The organism is Afipia sp. OHSU_II-C1 (genome assembly GCF_000497575.1).
In the GTDB taxonomy this organism is placed as follows: Bacteria; Pseudomonadota; Alphaproteobacteria; order Rhizobiales; family Xanthobacteraceae; genus Afipia.
Window position 1 is genome coordinate 81062 of sequence record NZ_APJI01000006.1, and the last position, 24590, is coordinate 105651.

Genomic DNA, 24590 nt, shown 5'->3' on the forward strand with positions numbered 1-24590 from the left:
CGTTTCAGCTCACCGCCCGTAGTTGCGATTTCGGAAACGGACCGAGCACTCGCTCCACCAGCGCCGTGTCACAGTATTCCTTGATATGCGTGATCCTGCCGTTCTCGACGCGCCAGACCATGCAGTACTCATTGTCGTAACGCTCGCCGGACTTGGTGACGTTGTCACCCTTCGCCTCGACCACGACGGTGTCGCCCTCGGCGATGAAGTTGAACGCCAGCGTACGCGGGCGATCCGCCAGCAAGGCTCGCAAATGCACGAACAGGCCGTTCGTGATGGCATCCTTGCCCTTGAAGCTGCCCGACCATGAGCACTGGCCGGTCTGCACCCACACCGCATCGTCCGCGAGATGATCGATGAAGGTCGCCCCGCTGCGGCTCGCGCTATCGGTGAAAATCTGCTGGATCAGTTTCTTGTTGGCTTCGGCACTCATCGGTTCCATCCTGTGCTTGAGTTGATGGAGGGATGATGGGCCTGGCATCGGTATTCTTCCAATCGATGCTTCGTATAATATATATTCTCCGGATGAATTTAGCCTCGCTCGATCTCAACCTGCTGGTCGCTCTCGACGCGCTGCTGCTCGAGGCCAATGTCGGCCGCGCGGCGATGCGGATCGGCCTGTCGCAGCCTGCGGCCAGTCACGCGCTGCGGCGGCTGCGCGATGTGCTCGGCGATCCGCTGCTGGTGCGCACCGGTGCACGGATGGAACTGACGCCGCGCGCGCAGGCGCTGCGTGCGCCGCTGGCGCAGGCGCTGGATCAGGTGCGCGGCCTGTTCATGCCGGACGAGTTCGATGCCGCGCGCAGCGAACGGCGCTTTCGGCTGATGATGCCGGACCTCGCCGTCGAACTGTTGATGCCGCCGCTGATGAAGAAGCTGGATGCTGTAGCGCCCGGTGTGCGGATCGACGTGGCGCCGTGGCGCGGGCCCGCGATCTTCACCGCCGAGTTCGCGCGCACCATCGACATGGTGATCAGCATCGGCGATGCCTTCAAGGGATTTCACCGGCAACTGCTTTACACCGACTCCGATGCGCTGGCCGTGCGGCGCGGACATCCTGCGGGCGCGCGATTGAAGAACAAGGAGACGTTCTTCAAGGCGCGGCATGTCGCAGTCATCATTCGCGGGCAGAGCGAGGACCTGATCGACACCTGGCTGCGCAGCAAAGGCCAGGAGCGGCGGATCGCGCTTGTGGTCCCGAGCTATATCGAAGCGCTGCATGTCGCCGCGCGCACCGACCTCGTCGCCTTCGTGCCGCGGCGTCTGATCGCCGCGCTGTCGAAGCAACTGTCGCTGACGACGGTCGCGCCGCCGCTCGATCCGGGGATCGACGAACAATTCATGTTCTATCCGACCCGCGCGCAGATGGACCCCGGCTCGATCTGGCTGCGAACCGTCGTGCTCGGAATAGGAAAAAGTTTGGGGCGGATTGATGGAAAGGCCCCGCGTTAGTCCCATACTTTTTTTCGCAGTTGCACCCTCATCGTTTCCCATGTCATGACGCAGGTCAGTCACAGGAGCTTATCATGACGGTTCTTATCGCGGGGGGCGGGATCGGCGGGCTGACGCTCGCACTGAGCCTTCACCAGATCGGTATTCCGTGCCGCGTGTTTGAAAGCGTGCCGGAACTGAAGCCGCTTGGCGTCGGCATCAATGTGCTGCCGCATGCAGTGCGCGAACTGATCGAACTCGGCCTGCTCGACAAGCTCGATGCCGCCGGCGTCAGGACGAAGGAACTGTCGTACTTCTCCAAGCATGGAAAGCCGATCTGGAGCGAACCGCGCGGGATAGAGGCCGGATACAAGTGGCCGCAGTTCTCGATCCATCGCGGCACACTGCACCAGATCCTGCTCGACACCGTGGTTGAGCGTCTCGGCGCGGACAATCTGTTCAACAGTCATCATGTCACGAGCTTCACCGACTCGCCCGAAGGCGTATCGGCGAATTTCATCGACAAGGCCACCGGCAAGGATGTCGGCACCTACGATGGTTCGCTGCTGATCGCCACCGACGGCATTCACTCTGCCATTCGCGCCAGGCTCTATCCCGACGAAGGCCCGCCGATCTGGAACGGCCGCATTCTCTGGCGCGGCATCACCGAGAGCGACGCGTTTCTCTCCGGCCGCACCATGATCATGGCCGGCCACGAGGTTCTGAAGTTCGTCTGCTATCCGATCTCGAATGCGCCGCTGCCGAACGGCAAATTCCGCATCAACTGGATCGCCGAACGGCTGCTGCCGCCGACTTACTCGTGGCGTCGCGAGGACTACAACCGCGCAGCCAAGCTCGACGAATTCCTGCCCTGGTTCGAGGACTGGGCGTTCGACTGGCTCGACGTGCCCGGCCTGATCCGCAATTGCGCGCACGCTTACGAATATCCGCTGGTGGACCGCGACCCGATCGACCGCTGGACTTTCGGCAATGTCACGCTGATGGGCGACGCCGCGCATCCGATGTATCCGATCGGCTCCAACGGCGCGTCGCAGGCCATTCTCGACGCCCGCGTGCTGACACGGGAAATCCTCAAGCACGGCGAAACCGCAACCGCGCTTCAGGCCTATGAAGCCGAGCGCCGTCCCGCGACCACCGAACTCGTCAAGCTCAACCGCCGCAACGGCCCTGAGCAGGTAATGCAACTGGTCGAGGAGCGCGCGCCCAACGGCTTCAATGTCGTGACCGAGGTCATGTCGCAACAGGAACTGGAAGACGTTGCCAACACCTACAAGCGCGTCGCCGGCTTTCAGGTCGACGCGCTTAACGCCAAGCCGCCGATCGTGCCGAAACCCGAGACATCGTTCCTGTCGAGCGCCGGATGAATCAGGAGGCGCGGCATGTTCCCGGGATCAGCCGCGCTTTCATCCACTGGCGGCGGCTGGTTGCGATCAACGCCGCGATCATCATCGGTTACGCGATCTAGACGACAAGCGCGCGCTTGCCTGCGCCATCGTCCTGACCGCGATTCCGCGCGTCGGCATCATCCGGCCTTTCTGACGCGGGACGGCTTGTCCGGCGGATCGAGGGCGAGCCCGTGCGCGATCACCTTGCGCATCACGTTCGGCAGCGCCTCGTCCTTCAGCGTCGCGACCGGCACCCAGCGCATGCCCTGTGGTGCGCGGGTGCGCGCGGCAACGCTCGCGGTGTAGACCACAAGCTCAAGCGGGAAATGCGTGAACACATGTGTCACCACACCCGCCTTGCGATGCCAGCGCGGCACATCAAGTGCGGGGGCCTGCCCGCGCGCGACCTTGTCGTCGTGACCGGCGAGCCATTCAGACGTCGGCACTTCCGTCATGCCGCCGAGCAATCCCTTTTCCGGTCGCGTGCGAACCAGCAGTTCATCGCCGCGGGTGACAACAAAGGCCGCGCCGCGCCGCAGCGTTCCGGTTTTCTTCGGCGCCTTGCGCGGAAACGTCTCCTGATCGCCCCGCAGGCGCGCGGCGCAGTTGTCGTTGAGGGGACAGAGCGCGCAGGCGGGCTTCTTCGGCGTGCAGATCGTGGCGCCGAGATCCATCAGTGCCTGCGCGCTGTCGCCCGCGCGTGAATCCCAGAGCAGCGTCGCAGCCAGTTCCTGAATTCGCGGCTTGGATTTCGGCAGTGGCTCCTCCACCGCGAACAGCCGCGACACCACGCGCTCGATATTGCCGTCCACCGGCATGGTCTGACGGTCGAACGCGATCGCGGCAATCGCAGCCGCCGTGTAGGGCCCGACGCCCGGCAGCGTCCGCAGACCCTCTTCGGTATCGGGAAATGCGCCGCCATGCTCGCGCAGCACCGTGACGGCGCAGGCGTGGAGATTGCGCGCGCGGGAGTAGTAGCCAAGCCCCGCCCACATCCGCAGCACATCATCCTGCGAGGCCGCGCCGAGCGCCGCCACCGTCGGCCAGCGCGCGGTGAATTTTTCGAAATACGGACCGACCGCTTTCACAGTCGTCTGCTGCAGCATGATTTCCGACAGCCACACCCGGTAGGGATCGCTGGCGCGGCCCGGCAGCGCGCGCCACGGCAATTGCCGCCGATGGCGGTCGTACCAGGCGAGCAACAGCACCGGGCGATCGGCTTCGGCGTTGTCCTGAGATTTCTTCCGCCGCGCGGCTGCGCCTGATAAGGTCATGGGATAATATGTACCGACGATAGCCGCTCATGAACAAGCCCGGTCCCCTTACTGCGAAGCCGTTATCCGCATTGCTCGGCAGTGCGATCAACGACGTGTTCGCCAAGCAGGGTTTTGCTTCGCGTGAACTGGTGACGCGATGGGCGGAGATCGCCGGTGCCAACGTGGCGGCCCATTCGGAACCGCTGAAAATCCAGTGGCCGCGGCCGGTCGAGAACCAGCCGCCCGAACCGGCCACTCTGGTGCTGCGGGTCGAAGGCCCGATGGCACTGGAAATCCAGCACACCTCGGACGTCATTCTGGAGCGGGTCAACCGCTTCTTCGGCTGGAACGCGGTGGGCCGGATCGCGCTGCGTCAGGCGCCGCTGTCGCAACGGCCGAAGCCCCGGGTCCGGAAGGCGCCCGACCCGAGCGCCGTCGCCGAGGTCGAGGCCTCGCTGGGCACCGTGGAGGACGGCGATCTGCGCGCAGCGCTGGCGCGGCTGGGCGCATCGATCAAGCGAAATTGAGCCCTATGTGACGGCGCCTGGCTTCGGCCCGGCATTGCCACAATCATGGTTTCAAGCTAGCGAAACGTTCCCCATCAGGCGTGACAACGCCGTTCGCACGACTTTCCGGAGCAGACCGTTGAACATCACGCGCCGCACCTTCACCGCCGCCTTGTCCCTCGCTGGCGCCGCTGCCGCACTCGGCCTTTCGCCGTGGCAGTTTTTCAGCCCGGCCAGCGCCCAGACCGCCGCCGAGATCAACCAGGCCGGCGAACTCGGCGACATGGCGCTCGGCTCGAAGGACGCCCCCGTCACCATCATTGAATACGCTTCCATGACCTGCCCGCATTGCGCGGCGTTCACCAAGGACGTGTTCCCGCAAATCAAGACCAACTACATCGATACCGGCAAGGTGCGCTTCATCTTCCGCGAATTCCCGCTCGATCAGGTCGCGCTCGCGGCCTCCGCGCTGGCGCGCTGCGTCGCCAAGGACGATGCGCCGAAATACTTCGCGATCGTCGACATCCTGTTCAAGCAGCAGAACGATCTGGCCTCGGACGCGCTCGGCACCATCAACCGCGTCGGCAAGCAGGCCGGTTTCAGCGAGCAGATGATCAAGGACTGCGTGCAGAGCGATCCGAAAATCCAGAAGGGCATTCTGGATGTGCGCGAGCACGCCTACACCAAGCTCAAGGTCAACTCGACGCCGTTCTTCTTCGTCAACGGAACCGTGGTGAAGGGCGAGACCTCGTTCGAAGCCTTCGAAAAGATGATCAAGCCGCTGCTGAAGAGCTAAGCGTGACGGGCGGAACCGGTCCGGTTCCACGGACCATTCGCCCGAAACACACTGAAATCCCTCGGAAATCCCTTTAAATCCCTTGGGAAAAGCCTTGCGGGCCGGTTGCCCTGCAGGGCCGGCCTCGCCATTGTGCGGACAGTTCGAGGCGCATTCCGCGACTCAGCTATACTGGCACAGGCCTGCTATGACCTTGCCCCGGCTGCATAATTTGCCCCGGCCAACAGAGCACCGATTGCATGAAACTCACCCGCCTTCGCCTTCACGGTTTCAAGTCCTTCGTTGAGCCGACCGACTTCCTGATCGAGCCGGGCCTCACCGGCGTTGTCGGCCCCAACGGTTGCGGCAAGTCGAACCTCGTCGAAGCGCTGCGCTGGGCGATGGGCGAAACCTCGCACAAGTCGCTGCGCGCTGCCGACATGGACGCCGTGATTTTCGCGGGCTCCGGCAACCGCCCCGCGCGCAATCACGCCGAAGTGGCGATGACCATCGACAATTCCGATCGCTCGGCGCCGTCCGCCGTGAACGATCAGGACATGCTGGAAATTTCCCGCCGCATCGAGCGCGAAGCCGGTTCGGTCTATCGCATCAACGGCAAGGACGTGCGCGCCCGCGACGTCCAGATCCTGTTTGCGGATGCCGCCACCGGCGCGCGTTCGCCTGCCCTCGTCCACCAGGGCAAGATCGGTGAAATCATTCAGGCGCGTCCCGACCAGCGCCGCCGCGTGCTGGAAGATGCCGCCGGCGTTGCCGGTTTGCATGCGCGCCGTCACGAAGCCGAACTGCGCCTCAAGGCCGCCGAAACCAACCTCACCCGCGTCGAGGATGTGATCGGCCAGTTGGCGAGCCAGATCGAAGGCCTCAAGAAGCAGGCACGGCAGGCGATCCGCTACCGCGAAGTTGCCGCCAAGGTCCGCAAGGCCGAGGCCATGCTGTTTCACCTGCGCTGGATTCAATCTCACGCCGATGTGGCCGAGGCCGGCCAGACCCATGACCTGAACGTCCGCGAGCAGGCCGAACGCACCCTCCAGCAGGCCGAAGCCGCACGCATCCAGGCGATCCGCGCCGCCGAACTGCCGGGCCTGCGCGACAGCGAAGCGCGCGCCGCTGCCGGTTTGCAGCGCCTGACCAATGCCCGCGAAATGCTCGACCGCGAGGAAGCACGCGCCAGGGAGCGCGTTACCGAACTCGACCGGCGGCTGACGCAGTTCGCCGCCGATATCGAGCGCGAACAGCGGCAGCTGTCCGATGCCGACGTCGCGCTGGCGCGGCTCGAATCCGAAGACGGCGTGCTCAAGGACGAGATCAGGTCGCGCGTCGACAAGCGCAGCGGCGCCGACGAGCGCGTGTCCGAGGCGGAAGCGACGCTCGCCGCCGCCGAACGCACCTTCTCCGAACTGACCACCGCGCTCGCCGACCTCACCGCCAAGCGCAACCAGATCGAAGCCAACGTCCGCACCCATCGCGATCGGCTGGCGCGGCTCGATCAGGACATCGTCAACGTCGAAAGCGAGGTCCAGAAGCTCGCCGCCGAAACCGGCGGACTTGGCGATCTCAGTGAGCTTGCGGCCGTGATGGAAGCCGCAGCCGAAACCGTTCTGATGTCCGAAGCGACCACCCAGGCCAGCGAAGCCGCGCATGTCAGCGCACGCGCCGCGCTCGAAGCATCGCGCGCACCGCTTGCCGATGCCGAGAAGCGCGTGCAGCGGCTGGAGACCGAAGCCAAGACGATCTCCAAGATCGTCAACGGCGAAACCAAGAACCTGTGGCCGCCGATCATCGACGGCGTCAATGTCGCCAAGGGCTTCGAAAAAGCTCTGGGCGCAGCGCTGGGCGACGATCTCGACGCACCGGTCGATCCGACCGCGCCGATGCGCTGGTCGAGCCTCGGCGTGATCGAAGGCGATCCGTCGCTGCCCGACGGCATCGAGGCGCTTGCGGCGCATGTCACCGCGCCGCCGGAACTGGCGCGGCGTCTGGCGCAGATCGGCATCGTCAGCCGCGAACGCGGCGCGCAGCTTGCGGCGCAGTTGAAGACCGGCCAGCGGCTGGTCTCGCGCGAGGGAGACCTGTGGCGCTGGGACGGGTTTGTCGCCGCAGCCCATGCGCCGACCGGCGCCGCACGCCGGCTTGCCGAACGCGCCCGTCTTGTCGACATCGAAGCTGAAATCGAACAGGCGCGCGCTGACGCCGTCGCCAAGCGTCAGGCGCTCGAGAACGCCGAGACCGAACTCAAGGCTGCGGCGATGGCAGAGAGCGCGGCCCGCGAGGCCGCCCGCGCTGCCCAGCGCGAAGCCAACACCGCGCGCGAGAAGCATGCGGCCGCCGAGCGCGAAATCAACCGCCACGCCTCGCACCGCTCCGCGCTCGACGAGCGCCGCACCCGCCTCACTGCGGACCGCGCCGAGGCCCATGCCGCGTACGAGACCGCCACCGGCGCATTGAGCGAACTGCCATCCAGCGCCGAAAACGAGGAAAAGCTCGCTGTCGTCCGTGCCGACATGGACGGCCACCGCCGCCTCGCCGCGCAGGTTCGCGCCGAAGCACAGGCGCTCGCCCGCGAAGCCGAATTGGCCGACCGCCGCGTGCAGGCGATTCTCGCCGAGCGTAACGAATGGCAGAGCCGCAAGGAAAACGCCGCGTCGCAGATCGCGACGATTGAGACCCGCATTGTCGAGGTCAAGACCGAGCGCACCGAGCTTGAAAACGCACCGGAAGTGTTCGCCGAGAAGCGCAGCGCGCTGATCAGCGAAATCGAGCACGCCGAATCCGACCGCCGCATGGCGGCCGACGCGCTGGCAACCGCCGAGACGGCGATGGCGGAAACCGACCGCGTCGCCCGCGCCTCGCTTGATGCACTGTCCGCATCGCGCGAAGCCTGCGCCCGCTCCGAAGAGCGCATGGAAGGTACCCGCCGCCGTCTCGAAGACATCGAGCGCGAAATCCGCGACATGCTGGAGGTCGAGCCGCATGGCGTCGCCGCCCTTGCCGAGATCACGCCCGAGACCGAACTTCCGGCGGTGACCGACGTCGAAGCCGATCTGGAAAAGCTGCGCCGCGACCGCGAGCGCCTTGGCGCCGTCAACCTGCGCGCCGAGGAAGAACTGCGCGAGGTCGAGGCCCAGCATCTCAACCTCACCACCGAGCGCGACGATCTGGTCGAAGCCATCAAGAAGCTGCGCACCGGCATCCAGAGCCTCAACAAGGAAGCGCGCGAGCGCCTCCTGACCTCGTTCGAGACGGTGAATAACCACTTCAAGCGGCTGTTCACCGAACTGTTCGGCGGCGGCCAGGCCGAGCTGACCCTGATCGAAAGCGACGATCCGCTCGAAGCGGGTCTCGAAATCATCGCCAAGCCACCCGGCAAGAAGCCGCAGACACTGTCGCTGCTCTCCGGCGGCGAGCAGGCGCTGACCGCACTTGCGCTGATCTTCGCGGTGTTCCTCACCAACCCGTCGCCGATCTGCGTACTGGACGAAGTCGACGCGCCGCTCGACGACCACAATGTCGAGCGGTTCTGCAACCTGCTGCATGAGATGACCTCGTCCACGGAGACGCGCTTCATCATCATCACCCACAACCCGATCACCATGGCGCGCATGAACCGGCTGTTCGGCGTTACCATGGCGGAGCGCGGCGTATCGCAGCTGGTGTCGGTCGATCTCGACGGCGCGATGAAGGTTCTCGACCAGAACGTGGCATAATATACCTCGGGCCGGACCGGCCTGAGGACTTTCATGACGCCAGATCTCCCCGCCGAACTGAAAGCGGCTCTCGCCCGCAAGGCCGAGGGCCTTTCGCGCAACGACGCCGCACAGCGCGCGGATGCGATCTCGCGCACCTATCGCGATGGCGGCGGCTCGGACCGCATCAGGACCGGCGGGGACGCACTTGCCTACGCGCTGGCGCGGATGCCGGGGACTTATGCCGCGATCGCCGCGAGCCTGAATGCGCTGACGGAAGTCACTCCTGAGTTCACACCGCGCAGCCTGCTCGATGTCGGCGCGGGACCGGGCACGGCGACATGGGCCGCGAGCGAGGCCTTCGCCTCGCTCGATACATTCACATTGCTCGATGCCAATACGGCCCTGCGCGATCTCGCGACCGAACTTGCACAGTCGCATCCGCGCCTCGCCGCGATGCGCTACCACGCCGGTCACGCCCGGAAGGTGGTTGCCGAAGCATCCGAAGCTGATCTTGTGATCGCCAGTTATGTCATCAACGAACTGGGCGAGAACGAACGCGCCGCGCTCGCCGACGCCATGTGGGCGAAGACAAGCGACACGTTGCTGGTGGTCGAACCCGGCACCCCGGCGGGCTATGCGCGCATCATCGATCTGCGCGCGCGGCTGATCGCCAGGGGCGCTCATGTGATCGCTCCCTGTCCGCATGAGGCAGCCTGTCCGCTGACCAGACCCGACTGGTGTCACTTCACGCAGCGCCTGCAACGCTCGCGCGCGCATAAACACCTCAAGGGCGCGGAGCTTCCCTATGAGGATGAGAAATTCAGCTACGTCGTTCTGTCCCGCACCGCTCCGGTACAAAGACCCGCGCGGGTATTGGCGCAGCCGCACATCACCAAGATCGCCGTGACCGCAAAAATCTGCGCCGCAGATGGAATAAAGACCGAGAGCGTCCCGCATCGGGACAAGGCCGCTTACAAGCGCGCGAAGAAACGGGATTGGGGCGACGCAGTTTTCCCCCAGAACGGCCTCGGCGTGGAATAATCCTCTCAAGCCGGAGTTTGTCCTGATGACGCGTTCGCGTCTGACGCAAAATCATCAGGAGTACCAGCGATGTCCAAAACATTCGCCGCGATGGCGGCTGTGACTGTCATGCTTGCCTCGACCGCAGCGTTCGCGCAGGCGGCCAAGGTCGCCGATACGCCGAAGGGCAAGGCCTATGTCGATGCCAAGGGCATGACGCTCTACACGTTCGACAAGGACAGCGACGGCAAGTCCGCCTGCAATGGCCCCTGCGCCACCAACTGGCCGCCGCTGATGGCCGCTGCCGACGCCAAGGCGTCCGGCGACTGGACCATCGTCACCCGCGACGACGGCAGCAAGATGTGGGCGCTCAAGGGCAAGCCGCTCTACACCTTCGCGAAGGACACCAAGCCCGGCGACACCAGCGGCGATGGCTTCCTGAACGGCGCCTGGCATATCGCCAAGCCGTAAGCCTTTCACAAACAGACATCACGGCATCGGAAGATGAACTCCCTCTCCCCGTTGGGGAGAGGGTTGGGGTGAGGGGGCGCTAAATGTCAAAGCTGACATACGATCCCCCTCACCCGGCACGCTATCGCGCGCCGACCTCTCCCCGACGGGGTGAAAGAAACATCCTGACCGTTTCATTGAACCACCTCTCCCCTGATGACGACCAAAGTGCGCGGCCCCCTTGCCGCAGGCCCTGACGGCCGCCTGCCTTTCAGGTAGGCTCACGCCATTCGTCGTCCTCAAGGAGTTTTCCCTCATGTCGTCCGGCTGGATTTTACTCGGTGTCATCGTCGTCATCGCCCTGTTCGTGTTCGGCGCCTACAACCGCCTGGTCGCGCTGGCGCAGCGGGTGTCTCAGGCGTTCGCCGACATCGACGTGCAGCTCAAGCAGCGCCACGACCTGATCCCCAATCTCGTTGAAACGGTCAAAGGCTACGCCACCCATGAGCGCGGCACGCTGGAAGACGTGGTCAAGGCCCGCAACGCGGCGATGTCCGCGCAGGGACCGGCGCAGGTGTCCGCAACCGAAGGCCAGCTCACCGCCGCGCTCGGACGGCTGATCGCGCTGTCGGAGGCCTATCCGGACCTCAAGGCCAATGCCAACTTCCAGCAGTTGCAGACCGAGCTGTCCGACATCGAAAACAAGATCGCCGCCAGCCGCCGCTTCTTCAACAACGCGGTACAGGAATACAATACCGGCATCCAGCAGTTGCCGGCTGCACTCTTTGCCGGCGCGCTCGGATTCACGAAGAAGGACTTCTTCGATCTCGGCGAGCAGCGCGGACAGCTCGAACAGGCGCCATCGGTCAAGTTCTAAGCGTCTCAATCCGGGCTAGCACGGGCAGCGCATCATGGCCGCGTACGGTCTCTACACGCATATCGCATCGAACAAGTTTCGTTCGATGCTGCTGCTCGGCGGCCTGTTCCTGCTCGTGTACGTGATGGTGTTCGCCGGGGCGCTGCTGGCGGAAGTCGCGCTCAACAGCAACCGGCCGTTCGACGACTATCTCACCCTCGCGGCGCACGACCTCGTCAAGGCATTTCCGTTTGCCACCATCGGTGCCGCGGCTTGGATCGTGATCGCCTATTTCTTCCACCAGAACATCATCGATGCGGTGACCGGCGGCCATGACGTGACGCGGCAGGAGCAGCCCCGGCTCTATAACCTTCTTGAGAATCTCTGCATCTCGCGCGGCATTCCGATGCCGAAGCTCAAGATCGTGGACAGCCCCGCGCTCAACGCCTTCGCCACCGGCCTGAACCGCAAGCAATATGCGATCAGCGTCACCACCGGACTGATGAAGGCGCTCAACGACCGGGAAATGGAAGCCGTGCTCGGGCACGAACTGACCCACATCCGCAACGGCGACGTGCAGTTGCTTGTGATCGCTGTGGTCATCGCGGGTGTGATCGGCTTCTTCGCGGAACTGTTCTTCCGCATCTTCTTCAACTCGAACTGGAGCTTCGGCGGCGGCGGACGCTCATCGTCCTCCTCGTCCGACAGCGACAAGAAGGGTGGCGGCGCGTTCGCCATCGTGCTTCTGGCCATCGCCCTGATCGCCGTGGCCTGGGGCCTGTCGCTGGTGGTGCGCTTCGCCCTGTCGCGCTCGCGCGAACTGCTGGCGGACGCAGGCTCGGTGGAGCTGACAAAGGATCCCGACGCAATGATCTCGGCGCTGCGCAAGATTGAGGGCCGCGGAGAGCTGCCCGGCGCGACCTCCGCTGTCATGGAAATGTGCATCGACAATCCGCGCGAAGGCTTCGCCGACCTGTTCGCGACCCATCCGTCGGTCGATTCCCGCGTCAAGGCGCTGGTGAAATATGCCGGTGGCCGCGATCCGAGCCCGCTGCCGCTGCCCGGCGGCGACGGACAGGACGAAACCGGCGCTCCTCAAGCGGGCGACTCATCGCCGGATGCGCGGCCAGAACCTCCACGTACCGGCCCCTGGGGCAGTTCCCCGTCGCCGGCAGGCCCTATTCCCGGCCCGATTACGGGACCATGGGGCCGCCACTAGCCTCCGGCACAATAAAGCCGGTAGTTATTAAGAATAACAGCGCGATCAAGAATTGAATTATCCCTCGTTTCTGCCATGTTCCGGCAGAAAGCAGGCTAAGCTGCGTCGTCAATTCGACGTGCTTGGTGGGTAAAGAGGTCTTATGGCTAAACCGGCAGTGATCGTAGTAGGTGCGGACAAGGGTGGGGTTGGCAAGACCACTGTTTCTCGCACCGTTCTCGACTATTTCAGCGCAAACAACATCCCGACCCGCGCCTTCGATACCGAATCGCCGCGCGGCACGCTGATGCGCTTCCATCCCGACATTACCCAGATCGTCGACGTCACCTCGACGTCCGATCAGATGAAGATCTTCGATACGCTGAATTCGTCGGGCACCAGCGTGACCGTGATCGACGTGCGCGCAGGACTGTTGTCCCCCACCCTCGCGGCGCTGCGCGACATCGGCTTTCTCGATGCGGCCCGCTCCGGCCAGATCACCTTTGCCGTGTTCCACATCCTCGGCCCGTCGATTGCTTCGCTGGATGAAATCGCCGAGACCGCCAACTTCATGGACGGCGCGAAGTACTTCCTGGTGAAGAACTTCATCAACAACACCAGCTTCTTCGAGTGGGATCAGGCGACCTACAACTCGTATTTCCATCGCATCAAGAATGCGACCGAGATCACGATTCCGAAGCTCAATGAGATGGCCTATGAGCAGGTCGAAGTCGCCTCGGTGCCGTTCCTCAAGTTCGTCGCCAACAAGGGTCCCAAGGACGAGGCCGCGAACTACTCGTTCGTGCTGCGCGGCTACGTCCGCCACTGGCTGGGCAACGTGTGGGGCGAATTCGACCGCATCAAGCTGACCGAGATCGTCGGCTCGAAGGACAAGTCAGCCACGTCACGGGCGCCGACAAGCGAGATCTGAGCGAGTGGTCCGGTTTTGACCCGATGCGACGCACGCCTGTCTATATCGTCTGCTCGCCGCGTCCCGCGGTGGGAAAAACCCTGATCGCGCGCGCGCTCACCGAATTCCTGGTGCTTCAACGCGGCAAGGTGATCGCCTTCGACATCAATCTGCGCGAACCCTCGCTGCTCAACTATCTGCCGCGCATCACCGAGACCGCGGCGATCAGCGACACGTTCGGGCAGATGGCGCTGATGGACCGCCTGATCGTCAATGACGGCGTGCCGAAGGTCATCGATCTCGGCTTTCACGCCTTCGACGATTTCTTCAAAATGATCGCGGAAATCGGCTTCATGAAGGAAGCCGACCGCCGCGGCGTCGATCCGATCGTCCTTTTCATTCCCGACCGCGACCGCGCATCCATCCTTGCCTGGACCATGCTGCGCGACACGTTTCCCAACGCCGCGATCGTTCCGGTCGAAAACGAGCATGTGCTGTGGGGCGAGTTGCCGGGGGATTTCGGCCGCGTGCGGGCGTTCAAGATCGCCGCGCTGCCCGCGTTCCTGAAATCGATCATCGGCCGGCTGAACTTCTCGTTCACGCAATACCTGCGCGACAACAAGGACCAGTCGTCGGAACTGCATCAATGGGTGCGCAACAACTATACGCGCTTCCGCGAGCTGGAGCTGAATCTGATCCTGCACAGGCTGGGATGACTTGACGGCAGACGCCGACGGGCGCGTCGCGCGTCTCAGTGCCCGTCGAATGTCATCAGCGTCCGCACCGGGACGTTCATCGCGCGCAGCTTGGCCGCGCCGCCCAGTTCCGGCAGATCGATGATGAAGCAGGCCGCTACCACATCGGCGCCGATCTGGCGAAGCAGCTTCACCGCACCTTCCGCCGTGCCACCGGTCGCAATCAAATCGTCGATCAGGATGACGCGCTCGCCCGGCTTGATGGCGTCGGCATGCATTTCCATTTCATCCAGACCGTATTCCAGCGAGTAAGCAATACGCACCGTGGTATGCGGCAGCTTGCCCTTCTTGCGGATCGGCACGAAGCCCGCCGAGACCTGATGCGCCACCGCGCCGCCGAGAATGAAGCCGCGCGCTTCCATCCCTGCAACCTTGTCGATCTTCGAGCCGGCCCAGGGCTGCACCAGTTCATCGACCGCACGGCGGAACGCCCACGCGTTGCCCAGCAGCGTCGTAATGTCTCGGAAGATGATTCCGGGCTTCGGGTAATCGTGAATGGCGCGGACGGTAGCCTTCAAATCGGTTTCGAGAGTCATTGTCTGCCTAATCCAACTGAATCAAAGAACTCGTCATTGCGAGGAGCGTAGCGACGAAGCAATCCACTCTTAACAGAAGCCAAAGATGGATTGCTTCGCTCGCAATGACGTCACCTCTCAACGCACGGCCTGACCGAGCCTGAATGCGTTTTCCACGATCCGCAGTCCCACATTGCCTTCCAGCGACATCAGCGACTCTGGATGAAACTGCACGCCGCCCACCGGCAGCGTCTTGTGCTCGATCGCCATGGCGATGCCGTCCTCGGTGCTGGCGGTGACCTGCAACTCGTCGGGCATGCCGTCGCGATCGACATACAGCGAGTGATAGCGGCCGATCACAACCTCATTCGGCAGATTGCCCATCAGTGTGCCGCCGCGCACCTGAACGCGCGATGGACGGCCATGCGCGGGCGTCGACAACTGCCCGAGCTTGCCGCCGAAATACTCCCCGATGGCCTGCACGCCGAGACAGACGCCGAACACCGGCAGCTTCTTCTCCAGCGCAGCGCCGATGAATTTCGAGATGCCGAAATCTTCGGGACGGCCGGGGCCTGGCGACAGCACCAGAAGATCGTATTCGTTCTTCTTCAGCACATCGAGCGCGTGGTTATGCCGCGTGACGCTGACCGTCGCACCGACCTGACGGAAGTAATCCGCCAGCATGTGCACGAACGAGTCTTCGTGATCAATCAGCAGAACCTTCTTGCCGGAACCGGTGGCATCCGGCGCAAAGGCCGACAGCGGTTTTGGCGGATCGCCGCGCAGCGCCTGGAACAGCGCCGCAGCCTTGGTCTGGCATTCCTTCTCTTCGGCGACGGGATCGCTATCGAACAGCAAGGTCGCTCCGACACGCACCTCGGCCAAGCCGTCCTTCATGCGGATGGTGCGGATGGTGAGACCCGTGTTGATACTGCCGTCGAAACCGAGGAACCCGAGCGCGCCGGCATACCAGCGGCGGGACGAGCGCTCGTGATCCTCGACGAACTGCATCGCCCACAATTTCGGCGCACCGGTGACCGTGACGGCCCATGCATGGGTGAGAAAGCCATCCAACGCATCAAAGCCCGGACGCAGCATGCCTTCGACATGGTCGACGGTGTGAAACAGCTTGGAATAGGTTTCGATCTGCCGCCGCGCCAACACCTTGATGGTGCCCGGCTCGCACACCCGCGCCTTGTCGTTGCGGTCGACGTCGGTGCACATGTTGAGTTCGAATTCGTCCTTCTGCGAATTGAGCAGTTCCTGAATCTGCTTGGCATCGCTGATGGCGTCGATGCCGCGCGCGATGGTGCCGGAAATCGGACAGGTCTCGATCCGTTTACCGTCCGATCGCACGAACATTTCCGGCGACGCTGCCACAAGGAATTCGCCATCACCAAGATTGATCAACGCGCCATACGGAGAAGGATTGATCTTGCATAGCCGCTGGAACACCTCGGCGGGCGTGCGCTCGCACGGCTCGGCGAACAATTGTCCCGGCACGGCTTCAAACAGATCACCGCGCGCAAATGCCTGACGCGCGACCTCGACGGTCTCCTGATAAACGCCCGGTGCATGGTCGGCAAAACCCTCGCGCTTGGTCTTGGCGTAAACGCTCTCGGAGGTCTCACGATCAAGACCCTTGGTGGACTGACCGCCGAACGCAAACTCGTAACTCAGGATCACGCCGCGCCCGGTGGCGCGGTCATAGGCCAGGATGCGGTCAGGAATGTAGAGAACGATGTCGCGCTGGTCTTTCTCGCGCGCACGCTTCTGCACGAGGTCTTCAAACTGAAAAACCAGATCGTAGGCGAAGGCGCCGAACAGGCCGAGCAAGCCATCATTCGGAGAACTGAACGCCGCGATGATGTCACGCACCAGCGACACCACAGAGGCCCGCCGGGTGCGCTGGTCCTCGTCCACCGGCGCGTCGCCGCGCACGATGTGGCCCGCAATGCGCGTCGCGGTTTTCTCTGTAACGACGGCGGCGGGTTCTTTCAGGGTCTCGGCGAGGAACGCCACCAGCACCTTGCCACGCGCGTTCAGCGCCTCGATGAAGAAATCCGTTCCGGTGGATTCCAGCCGCAGCGGCGGATCGGAAAAGCCGAGGTCGAAGCTCTCGTAGCGGCCCGGCACCGTGGTGCCCGACGAGAGCACCACCCCGCGGCGGGCATCCAACCGGTCGATCAGCCGGTCCAGCGCCGTTCCGCCGGTAAAATGCTCAACGGAACGGGCCACATCGAGGCCGCGGGCCGTCCGGTATTCGCTCTGCGCGGGGAGGGAAAAAAGGGTCCTGTTCATCTGGTCCTCTTACGAGACTTGCTGGAGGAACGCCACACAGGACAAACGAAAAAGGCCGTCGCTCTGCGATGACGGCCTCGACGATTGAAATTCACATAAATCGCACCGGCCACCTTTAGAAGGTGCGCCACCAGAGAAGGGTCGGGCTAGACAGGGTGCTCATGGCGGGCAAAACACCACCCGGCGCGGGCGAAGTCAAGACCCGGCGTTCTTCACAAAAACGGTTAGTTTCCGCTCGCCGACGTCTTCCTCGATCGGCACCCAGCCCTGCCGGGCATAGAACCGCCGCCTCTCCCTTTCCGCGCAAAGATAGACCCGCCGGAAATGAAGGGCGAAAACCGCCTCCACCGCGCGCTCGACCAGCGCCGAGCCGATCTCCTGCATCCGGTACTTCGGATCGACCCAGACCGCTCCCACCCAAGGGGAGTATTGCGGACGTTCCTCGAGGTCGGCGGCAATGACCGAGGCGGTCCCAATGAAGGTCTCGTCCCGGTGCGCCACCAGCGCGAACGGGATCGGCGACGGCGTCATATTCTCCCGCAGACGTCCGGCAATATAGTCCGCCGGAAATCCCCGCTCCTTCCGCCATGCCCGCCAGATACGGTCAGCAACCGCGTCAAAGAACGCCGGCTGCTGCCGCAGGTCGGAGATGGTGAAGCTCATCCCAGATGCTTTTTGAAGAAATCCGTAGCGCGGCCCCAGGCAAGTTCGGCGGCCTGGCGGTCATGAACAGACATCCGCTGCTCGTTGACGAAGGCATGATCGGCGTCATAGCGGAAGAACTCGCAAGTTTTCCCTGCGGCCTTCAGCCCCTTCTCGAACGCATCGACCACCTGCGGCGTGCACCAGTCGTCACGATTGGCGAAATGCCCTTGCAACGGAATCTTCACGTCGGCGGGCTTGGCGGCCTGCTCCGGCGGGATGCCATAGAATGCGACGCCGGCAGCCAGCTCCGGAATAACAGTTGAGCCGATCACCGTCACCGCGCCACCTAGACAAAAGCCGGTGAGACCGACCTTGGCGCCATTGCGTGCGAGATATTGCGCAGCGCCGCGCACGGTCTGCTTCGTGGCATCCATGAAATCAAGCGAGCCCATTTCTTTGTTGGCGGCATCCGTATCGTGATACGGCACGACCACACCATTGTAGAGGTCGGGCGCGAGCGCATCGAATCCGGCCACTGCGAAGCGATCGCACAGCCCTTTGATTTGATCCTGAAGGCCCCACCATTCCTGAATGACGACGACGCCCGGCGCGTTGCCGCGCGCGGCGTTGGCGAGATAGCCGGTTGCGTCCTTACCGTCGGGACGCTTGAAAGTGATGTTGGTGCCCATGATGTCCTCCGAGAAATTTGAGTGTCTTATACCGCGGGCGAAGCAACGCTCAAGCTCGCGATGGCTTTCTGAAGATCACGTTTGTATTGCAGGAAGTCGACGAAAATTCCGTGTTCCCCGCGATCCTTGGCGACCGGCCGTGTGTGATAGGCGGCGATTTTGTCGCGGAAATCCGCGATCGTATCGGGGCTTTCCTTTTGCGCCTTGATATAGGCCGCGATCAGATCGGTTTGCAAAGCACGGCCCGGCCAGCCGACACCGGCGCCTTCCAGCAGCCCGGCGACATAAAGACCGTTCGGACGTGACGGGAAGATATTGAGATAGAGACGCGGCGCGCCTTTCTCCGGCTGCCAGTTCAGTTCGGTGAGGTCTTCGAGGAACGGAAACGTGATCTCATATCCGGTGGCAAGCAGCACCAGATCGACCTGATCTTCCTGTCCGTCGGTAAAGACAACCGTGTCGCCGCGGAATTCCTTGATCGGCTTGCGCAAGGTGACGTCGCCCTGCCCCAGATGCTGGAGCACGAGCGAGTTTACGATCGGGGTCTTGTCATAAAGCCGGTGCTCGGGCTTCGGCAATCCGAACCGCTCGGGCGGGCCAACCAGGAAGCGCAGGATCGGCTCGTGCAGCATCGAACGCAGGCGCTTGGGAATGATGAAACGCTTCGGCTTGTGGTTGCCCTCGTCCGCCGGCTTTCCGGCGAGGAATTTCGGCACGAAGTGATTGCCGCCGCGCACACTCCACAACACCTGTTTGGCGCGGTGAATGGCATCGACAACGATGTCGCAACCGGTATTGCCCATGCCGACGACGAGAACGCGCTTGCCCTCGAAAATATCGGCCGTCTTGTAGTCCTTCGCATGCATCAGCTTGCCGCTGAATTCGCCCGGAATCTTCGGCATCAGGGGATCGCTGAGATGACCGTTGGCGAAGATGACGCTTTCATAATCGTCGGTCGTGCCGTCGCCAAACGTCGCCCGCCAGCTTCCGTCGCGCTGCTCGATCTTGCTGACCTCGGTGTTGAAACGGATCGAGGGATAAAGATCGAAATGCTTCGCGAACGATTTGAAATATTCTGATACGCGCTCGTGGCCCGGATAGGCCGGCCAGTCTTCCGGCATCGGAAAATCCGCATAGGCCGTGGTGCGTTTCGACGAGATCAGATGCGTCGAGGCATAGACCGCGCTCGGCGCCGCGCCATACAGCCACTGCCCGCCGACATCGGCGTTCCTCTCCACGCACTTCACCGGCAGATCGGCCTGCTTGAGACTCCTGACGGCGGCAAGGCCCGCGGGGCCTGCGCCGATGACGAGCGTTGTCATCTCCTCAGCTCCTCGCGGCCGTCGCGATAACGCTCGAACACCTTGCGCGCATCATAGCGCGGCGTAAATCCGAACTCGGACTTCAGCTTGTCGTTGGACAGTACCGGCCGGTACTGGATGAATTTGGCGTGACCGGGCCCGAGCTTGGTGACGCGCAGCAGGTGCAGCAGCCACAGCGCGGACTTCAGAACCGACGGCGGGATCGAAATGTAGGGCCGGTGGTTCAATTCCGCGATCTCGCGCAGGCTGAGCGTGCCGTCGCCGGCGAGATTGTAGGTGCCCGGCTTCGGCTGCCGCACCGCCTGCACCAATGCATCCACCACATCGCTGTCGGCGATCAGCGAGAACGGCGTGGCGGTGCCGCTGACGCCCATCACCACCGGCCGTTCGAAGATCGCGGTGATCTGGTTGTTGGTGGTGGGACCCAGCACCGTGCAGGGGCGGAACACGGTCTGGTGGAGATCGGGATAGAGGTCATGCCATTCGATCAGCATTTCCTCGACCTCGCGCTTGTTGCGCGCGTATGGGAAATCCGCGTTGCCGCGCAGTGGATCGGTTTCATGCAGCGGCACCGGATTATCCGCATGGTAGCCGTAGGCCGAGCCGCTCGATGTCACGATCAGATGCTCGACGTTGGCGTCGAGCGACGCCTGCAGCACATTCTTGGTGCCGAGCACGTCGATTTCCCAATCGCGCTGCGGATCGCCGCCGACTGCGACCACGGATGCGAGATGCACGACCGTCTGCGGGCGATGGGCCTGGACAATCTCCCTGAGCGCGGGATCGCGGATATCACCCGTCAGATACGTGACGTTGGGTAACCGCTCATGGGCAGCGACCTCGCGCACATCAAGCGCGATGATCTCCGAGTTCAGGCTCACGCGTGCGAGTTCGGCGATCAGTGACTTACCGATGAATCCCGCTGCGCCGGTGACCAGCACGCCGCCGTTCATGGCGTATTGTCCTGCGTGGGCGTCGCTCATTCTGCCGTGTCCGTGCGTGCAATCGGGCTTTGGCCTTGCGGATGCGGATCGCGGCGCTTCCACCATGCCGCCAGCGCCCATCCGGAAATCAGATGCCAGACGCCCCACCCAGCGGCCACGAGCGCGGCGCCGCCGATGCCGTCGAACTGATTGAGGATCAGCGCCAGACCCAGCCCCGAATTGTGCATGCTCACTTCGATGGTCATCGCGCGGGTGTCGTAATCGCTGAGCCGCAGCAGTTTCGCGGTGCCCCAGCCGAGCCCGATGGCGATGGCGTTGTGCAAAATCACAAACGGCAGGATCGATTGCACGAAAGTCGTGAGATAGCGAGCGTTTGTGAAGATCGCGCCGCCGATGAAGGCGACCAGAAACAGGAACGACAGGATCTGCAGCGGCCGACGCAGCAGATGGCCGAGGCGCGGCCAGTAATGCACGGTGGCGAGCCCGAGCGCCATCGGAATGCCGAGGATCGCCATGGTGGAGCCAAGGAACGACAGCGGCTCGATACTCACCTGCCGCAGCAATGCGTTGGTATCGGGGTTGAGCCCTGCCCAGAACAGGATGTTAAGCGGCGTCGTGACTATGGCGAGCAGGCTCGACATCGCGGTCATGCTGATCGAGAGCGCGGTATTGCCGCGCGCCATATGGGTGATCAGGTTGGAGATGTTGCCGCCGGGACAGGCCGCCACCACGATCATGCCGAGGGCGATGCTGGGCTGCGGCTTCAGCAGCATGGTGATGGCCCACGTCACCGCCGGCAGCACCGCAAGCTGCGCCAGGAGACCGGAGACCGGCGCAATCGGCCGGCGGAACACCTCGATGAAATCGTCGATGCGCAGATCGAGCGCCACGCCATAGATGATCAGCGCAAGCACGCCGCCGAGGACAAGCTGACCGGTCGGATTGATGTTGAGCAGAATGTCGTCGATCGGTGCGCCCGTCATGTGTCCCCTCAGTCCCTCCATGGTGAGGTTAGTTGAGTGGATCACGCGACGCTAGTGGAGCGGTACCATGCTGCAATGAAGCATTCACGCAGCAAAAAGGCCCCGCATCGGGGGCCTTTCGCAGTCCGGATTTTCAAGAAGACTCAGTGAGCGTCGGCCCAGACTTTCTTCTTGGTGAAGTACAGCAGGCCCGACAGCACGATCAGGAAGATCATGACCTGCAAGCCGAGGCGCTTGCGGGCCTCGAGATGCGGCTCGGCGGTCCACATCAGAAATGCGGAGATGTCCTTGGCATACTGCTGCACGGTCGCAGGCGAACCGTCGTCGAAGGTCACCTGACCGTCGCTGAGCGGCTTGGGCATCTTGATCGAATGGCCGGGGAAGAACTTGTTGTAGTACGACCCCTCCGGCAGCGTGAAGCCGGCCGGCGCCTTCTCCTCATAGCCCTGCAGCAGGGCGTCGATGTAATTCGGGCCCTTCTCCTGGAACTGGGCGAAGGCATCGAAAATGAACTGCGGGAAGCCGCGCTCATAGCCGCGCGCCTTGGCCATCAGCGACAGGTCCGGCGGATAGGCGCCGCCGTTGGCAGCGCGGGCCGCCTGCTCGTTCGGGAACGGCGACGGGAAGTAGTCGGCCGGACGGCCGGGGCGTTCGAACATGTCGCCCTTGTCGTCGGGACCGTCCTTGACCTTGTACTCGGCGGCAAACGCAGCCGCCTGCGCGGGCGAATAGCCCGGTCCGCCCGGATCGGCGAGGTTGCGGAATGCGACAAACGACAGTCCGTGGCACGACGCGCAGACTTCCTTGTAGATCTTGAGGCCGCGCTGCAACTGGCCCTGATCGAACTTGCCGAACGGACCTGCAAACGACCACTTCGCCGACGGCGGCGTCGGGCCGTGGCCGTCTTCAGCCTTGGCGTTGTTCGCGCCGCCCAGCAGCAGCATGCCGCCAACCACGAGCGCGATCGCGGCCGAGACCGGCGTCTTGCCCGTCTTGCGCAGCACGTCTTCGGCGATCGAGTTCGGCAGCGGACGCGCCTTCTCGATGCGGCTCAGGATCGGCAGCACAATCAGGAAGTAGGCGAAGTAAGCGAACGTCAGCACGCGGCCGGCGACGACATAGATGCCTTCCGCAGGCTTGGCGCCGAGCCAGCCGAGACCGAGGCAGATCGCCACGAAGATCCAGAAGAACTGCTTGGCGAGCGGACGGTACTTCGACGAGCGGGTCTTGGCGCTGTCGAGCCACGGCAGGAAGGCCAGCACGATGATCGCCGAGAACATCGCGATGACGCCGGCGAGCTTGTTCGGGATCGAACGCAGGATTGCGTAGAACGGCAGGTAGTACCACTCAGGCACGATGTGCGCAGGTGTCACGGCCGGGTTGGCCGGGATGTAGTTGTCCGGATCGCCGAGATAGTTCGGGATGTAGAACAGGAACCACGAGAAGAACAGCAGGAAGCAAACCATGCCGAACGCGTCCTTGAGGGTCGCGTACGGGGTGAAGGGCACAACGTCCTTCTCGGTCTTCGGCTCGACGCCGGCCGGATTGTTCTGACCCGCGACATGCAGCGCCCAGATGTGCAGCACGACGACGCCTGCGATCACGAACGGCAGCAGGTAGTGCAGCGAGAAGAAGCGGTTCAGCGTCGGGTTGCCGACCGAGTAGCCGCCCCACAGCAGCGTCACGATGCTCTCGCCGAAATACGGAATGGCGGAGAACAGGTTGGTGATGACGGTGGCGCCCCAGAAGCTCATCTGGCCCCACGGCAGCACGTAGCCCATGAAACCGGTTGCCATCATCAGGAGGTAGATGATGACGCCGAGAATCCAGAGCACCTCGCGCGGCTCCTTGTATGACCCGTAGTACAGGCCGCGGAACATGTGGATGTACACGGCAATGAAGAACATCGATGCGCCGTTGGAGTGCAGATAGCGCAGCAGCCAGCCGTAGTTGACGTCGCGGACGATCAGTTCAACCGACTTGAAAGCGAGATCGACATGCGGAGTGTAGTGCATCGCCAGAATAATGCCGGTGATGATCTGCACGCCGAGCATCATCGAAAGGATCGCGCCGAACGTCCACCAGTAGTTGAGGTTACGCGGCGTCGGGTAGGCAACGAAGGACGAGTGGATCAGTCCCCCGATCGGGAGACGCCGTTCAACCCACTTCAAGACGGGGTTTTGCGGGTTGTAGTTCGATGGTCCGCTCATGATGCGATCCTGACAAAGAAGAAGCGACGTGATCGGGTCTGATTAAACAATCAGCCGATTTTGATTTTGGTGTCGGAGACGAAGGAGTACGGCGGCACGGCCAGGTTGGTCGGTGCGGGCCCCTGACGGATGCGGCCCGACGAGTCGTACTGCGAGCCGTGGCACGGGCAGAAGAAGCCGTCGTAGTTGCCTTCATGGGCGATCGGGATACAGCCGAGATGCGTACAGATGCCGATTACGACGAGCCACTGGTCGTGGCCTTCCTTCACGCGGGATTGGTCGGTCTGCGGATCGGGCAGGCTCGACACCGCCACGGCGCGCGCCTCGTCGATCTGCTTCTTGGTGCGGTTCATGATGTAGATCGGCTTGCCGCGCCAGAACACCTTGATGTCCTGTCCTGTCGCGATCGGCGTCAGATCCACCTCGATCGGAGCGCCCGCCGCGATGGTGGAGGCATCCGGGTTCATCTGGGAGATCAGCGGCCAGGCCACTGCCGCAGCGCCGACGGCAGCTACGGATCCCGTCGCTACATAGAGAAAATCACGGCGCGTCGGCTCAGCCGAGGAGGAAGACGTCACGATTGCAAACCCTTTCCGAACTGCAACCGGCGGACCCATCCCCGTTCGACGCATCGGATGCGCCGGGAGAGCAAGCCGGTGCCCGCGGGCCCCGCGGTGGCAGAATGACCACTTGTCCCACTCTACCGGGCAG

General features: G+C 63.3%; 22 protein-coding genes. 11 read left to right on the top strand and 11 right to left on the bottom strand.

Annotated elements, in window-relative coordinates:
• Positions 1 to 4 precede the first annotated feature (4 nt).
• Positions 5 to 433 carry a nuclear transport factor 2 family protein gene (locus I554_RS0105565; RefSeq protein ID WP_024576031.1) on the bottom strand — a complete coding sequence of 143 codons (429 nt, stop codon included), beginning with the start codon at positions 431 to 433 and terminating at the stop codon, positions 5 to 7.
• A 92-nt stretch (positions 434 to 525) separates the two neighbouring features.
• On the opposite strand from I554_RS0105565, the gene I554_RS0105570 reads away from it, so the two are divergent.
• Positions 526 to 1452 carry a LysR family transcriptional regulator gene (locus I554_RS0105570; protein ID WP_024576030.1) on the top strand — a complete coding sequence of 309 codons (927 nt, stop codon included), beginning with the start codon at positions 526 to 528 and terminating at the stop codon, positions 1450 to 1452.
• Positions 1453 to 1526: 74 nt separating this feature from the next.
• The gene (locus tag I554_RS0105575; protein ID WP_024576029.1) at positions 1527 to 2816 is read left to right on the top strand and encodes a flavin-dependent oxidoreductase; all 1290 of its coding nucleotides are present in this window, start codon (positions 1527 to 1529) and stop codon (positions 2814 to 2816) included.
• Positions 2817 to 2974: 158 nt separating this feature from the next.
• On the opposite strand, the gene mutY is transcribed toward I554_RS0105575, so the two are convergent.
• Positions 2975 to 4111 (bottom strand): A/G-specific adenine glycosylase, encoded by a 1137-nt coding sequence (gene mutY / locus I554_RS0105585; protein ID WP_024576028.1) that lies wholly within the window; start codon positions 4109 to 4111, stop codon positions 2975 to 2977.
• Positions 4112 to 4140: 29 nt separating this feature from the next.
• Between mutY and I554_RS0105590 the strand changes: the two genes are divergently transcribed.
• From I554_RS0105590 to I554_RS0105630, 9 genes are all read left to right on the top strand, one after another.
• Entirely contained in the window at positions 4141 to 4620 is a 480-nt protein-coding gene (locus I554_RS0105590) for a DciA family protein (RefSeq protein ID WP_024576027.1), read from the top strand.
• 118 nt (positions 4621 to 4738) lie between these two features.
• Positions 4739 to 5395: a DsbA family protein gene (locus tag I554_RS0105595; protein ID WP_024576026.1), complete on the top strand. Its 657-nt coding sequence runs from the start codon at positions 4739 to 4741 to the stop codon at positions 5393 to 5395.
• A gap of 239 nt (positions 5396 to 5634) precedes the next feature.
• Positions 5635 to 9099 (top strand): chromosome segregation protein SMC, encoded by a 3465-nt coding sequence (smc, locus tag I554_RS0105600; RefSeq protein WP_024576025.1) that lies wholly within the window; start codon positions 5635 to 5637, stop codon positions 9097 to 9099.
• A gap of 33 nt (positions 9100 to 9132) precedes the next feature.
• Positions 9133 to 10122, top strand: coding sequence for a small ribosomal subunit Rsm22 family protein (locus I554_RS0105605; protein WP_024576024.1), 990 nt, complete (start codon positions 9133 to 9135; stop codon positions 10120 to 10122).
• A 69-nt stretch (positions 10123 to 10191) separates the two neighbouring features.
• Positions 10192 to 10572 (top strand): hypothetical protein, encoded by a 381-nt coding sequence (locus I554_RS0105610; protein ID WP_024576023.1) that lies wholly within the window; start codon positions 10192 to 10194, stop codon positions 10570 to 10572.
• Between the two features lie 295 nt (positions 10573 to 10867).
• Positions 10868 to 11428 (top strand): LemA family protein, encoded by a 561-nt coding sequence (locus I554_RS0105615; RefSeq protein WP_024576022.1) that lies wholly within the window; start codon positions 10868 to 10870, stop codon positions 11426 to 11428.
• Positions 11429 to 11462: 34 nt separating this feature from the next.
• Positions 11463 to 12626 (top strand): M48 family metallopeptidase, encoded by a 1164-nt coding sequence (locus I554_RS0105620; RefSeq protein ID WP_024576021.1) that lies wholly within the window; start codon positions 11463 to 11465, stop codon positions 12624 to 12626.
• 142 nt (positions 12627 to 12768) lie between these two features.
• Positions 12769 to 13536: a hypothetical protein gene (locus I554_RS0105625; protein ID WP_024576020.1), complete on the top strand. Its 768-nt coding sequence runs from the start codon at positions 12769 to 12771 to the stop codon at positions 13534 to 13536.
• A gap of 23 nt (positions 13537 to 13559) precedes the next feature.
• Positions 13560 to 14231: a hypothetical protein gene (locus I554_RS0105630; protein WP_024576019.1), complete on the top strand. Its 672-nt coding sequence runs from the start codon at positions 13560 to 13562 to the stop codon at positions 14229 to 14231.
• 35 nt (positions 14232 to 14266) lie between these two features.
• On the opposite strand, the gene I554_RS0105635 is transcribed toward I554_RS0105630, so the two are convergent.
• From I554_RS0105635 to petA, 9 genes are all read right to left on the bottom strand, one after another.
• Positions 14267 to 14806, bottom strand: coding sequence for an adenine phosphoribosyltransferase (locus tag I554_RS0105635; protein WP_024576018.1), 540 nt, complete (start codon positions 14804 to 14806; stop codon positions 14267 to 14269).
• Between the two features lie 117 nt (positions 14807 to 14923).
• The gene (locus tag I554_RS0105640) at positions 14924 to 17086 is read right to left on the bottom strand and encodes an anthranilate synthase component I (RefSeq protein ID WP_024576017.1); all 2163 of its coding nucleotides are present in this window, start codon (positions 17084 to 17086) and stop codon (positions 14924 to 14926) included.
• A 195-nt stretch (positions 17087 to 17281) separates the two neighbouring features.
• Positions 17282 to 17749: a GNAT family N-acetyltransferase gene (locus tag I554_RS0105645; RefSeq protein WP_024576016.1), complete on the bottom strand. Its 468-nt coding sequence runs from the start codon at positions 17747 to 17749 to the stop codon at positions 17282 to 17284.
• A complete protein-coding gene (locus tag I554_RS0105650; RefSeq protein WP_024576015.1) occupies positions 17746 to 18420 on the bottom strand; it encodes a dienelactone hydrolase family protein in 675 nt (224 codons plus the stop codon). Before I554_RS0105650 ends, I554_RS0105645 begins: the two co-directional genes overlap by 4 nt.
• A gap of 26 nt (positions 18421 to 18446) precedes the next feature.
• Entirely contained in the window at positions 18447 to 19742 is a 1296-nt protein-coding gene (locus I554_RS0105655) for an NAD(P)-binding domain-containing protein (RefSeq protein ID WP_024576014.1), read from the bottom strand.
• Positions 19739 to 20725 (bottom strand): SDR family oxidoreductase, encoded by a 987-nt coding sequence (locus tag I554_RS0105660; RefSeq protein ID WP_029659746.1) that lies wholly within the window; start codon positions 20723 to 20725, stop codon positions 19739 to 19741. The genes I554_RS0105655 and I554_RS0105660 overlap by 4 nt, the downstream gene beginning before the upstream one ends.
• Positions 20722 to 21669 (bottom strand): bile acid:sodium symporter family protein, encoded by a 948-nt coding sequence (locus I554_RS0105665; protein ID WP_024576012.1) that lies wholly within the window; start codon positions 21667 to 21669, stop codon positions 20722 to 20724. Before I554_RS0105665 ends, I554_RS0105660 begins: the two co-directional genes overlap by 4 nt.
• 143 nt (positions 21670 to 21812) lie before the next feature.
• On the bottom strand, positions 21813 to 23879 hold the full coding sequence (locus tag I554_RS0105670) for a cytochrome c1 (protein WP_024576011.1): 2067 nt from the start codon (positions 23877 to 23879) through the stop codon (positions 21813 to 21815).
• Positions 23880 to 23929: 50 nt separating this feature from the next.
• Positions 23930 to 24460, bottom strand: a complete 531-nt coding sequence (petA, locus tag I554_RS0105675) for a ubiquinol-cytochrome c reductase iron-sulfur subunit (protein ID WP_283805231.1) — start codon at positions 24458 to 24460, stop codon at positions 23930 to 23932.
• Between the last annotated feature and the right edge of the window lie 130 nt (positions 24461 to 24590).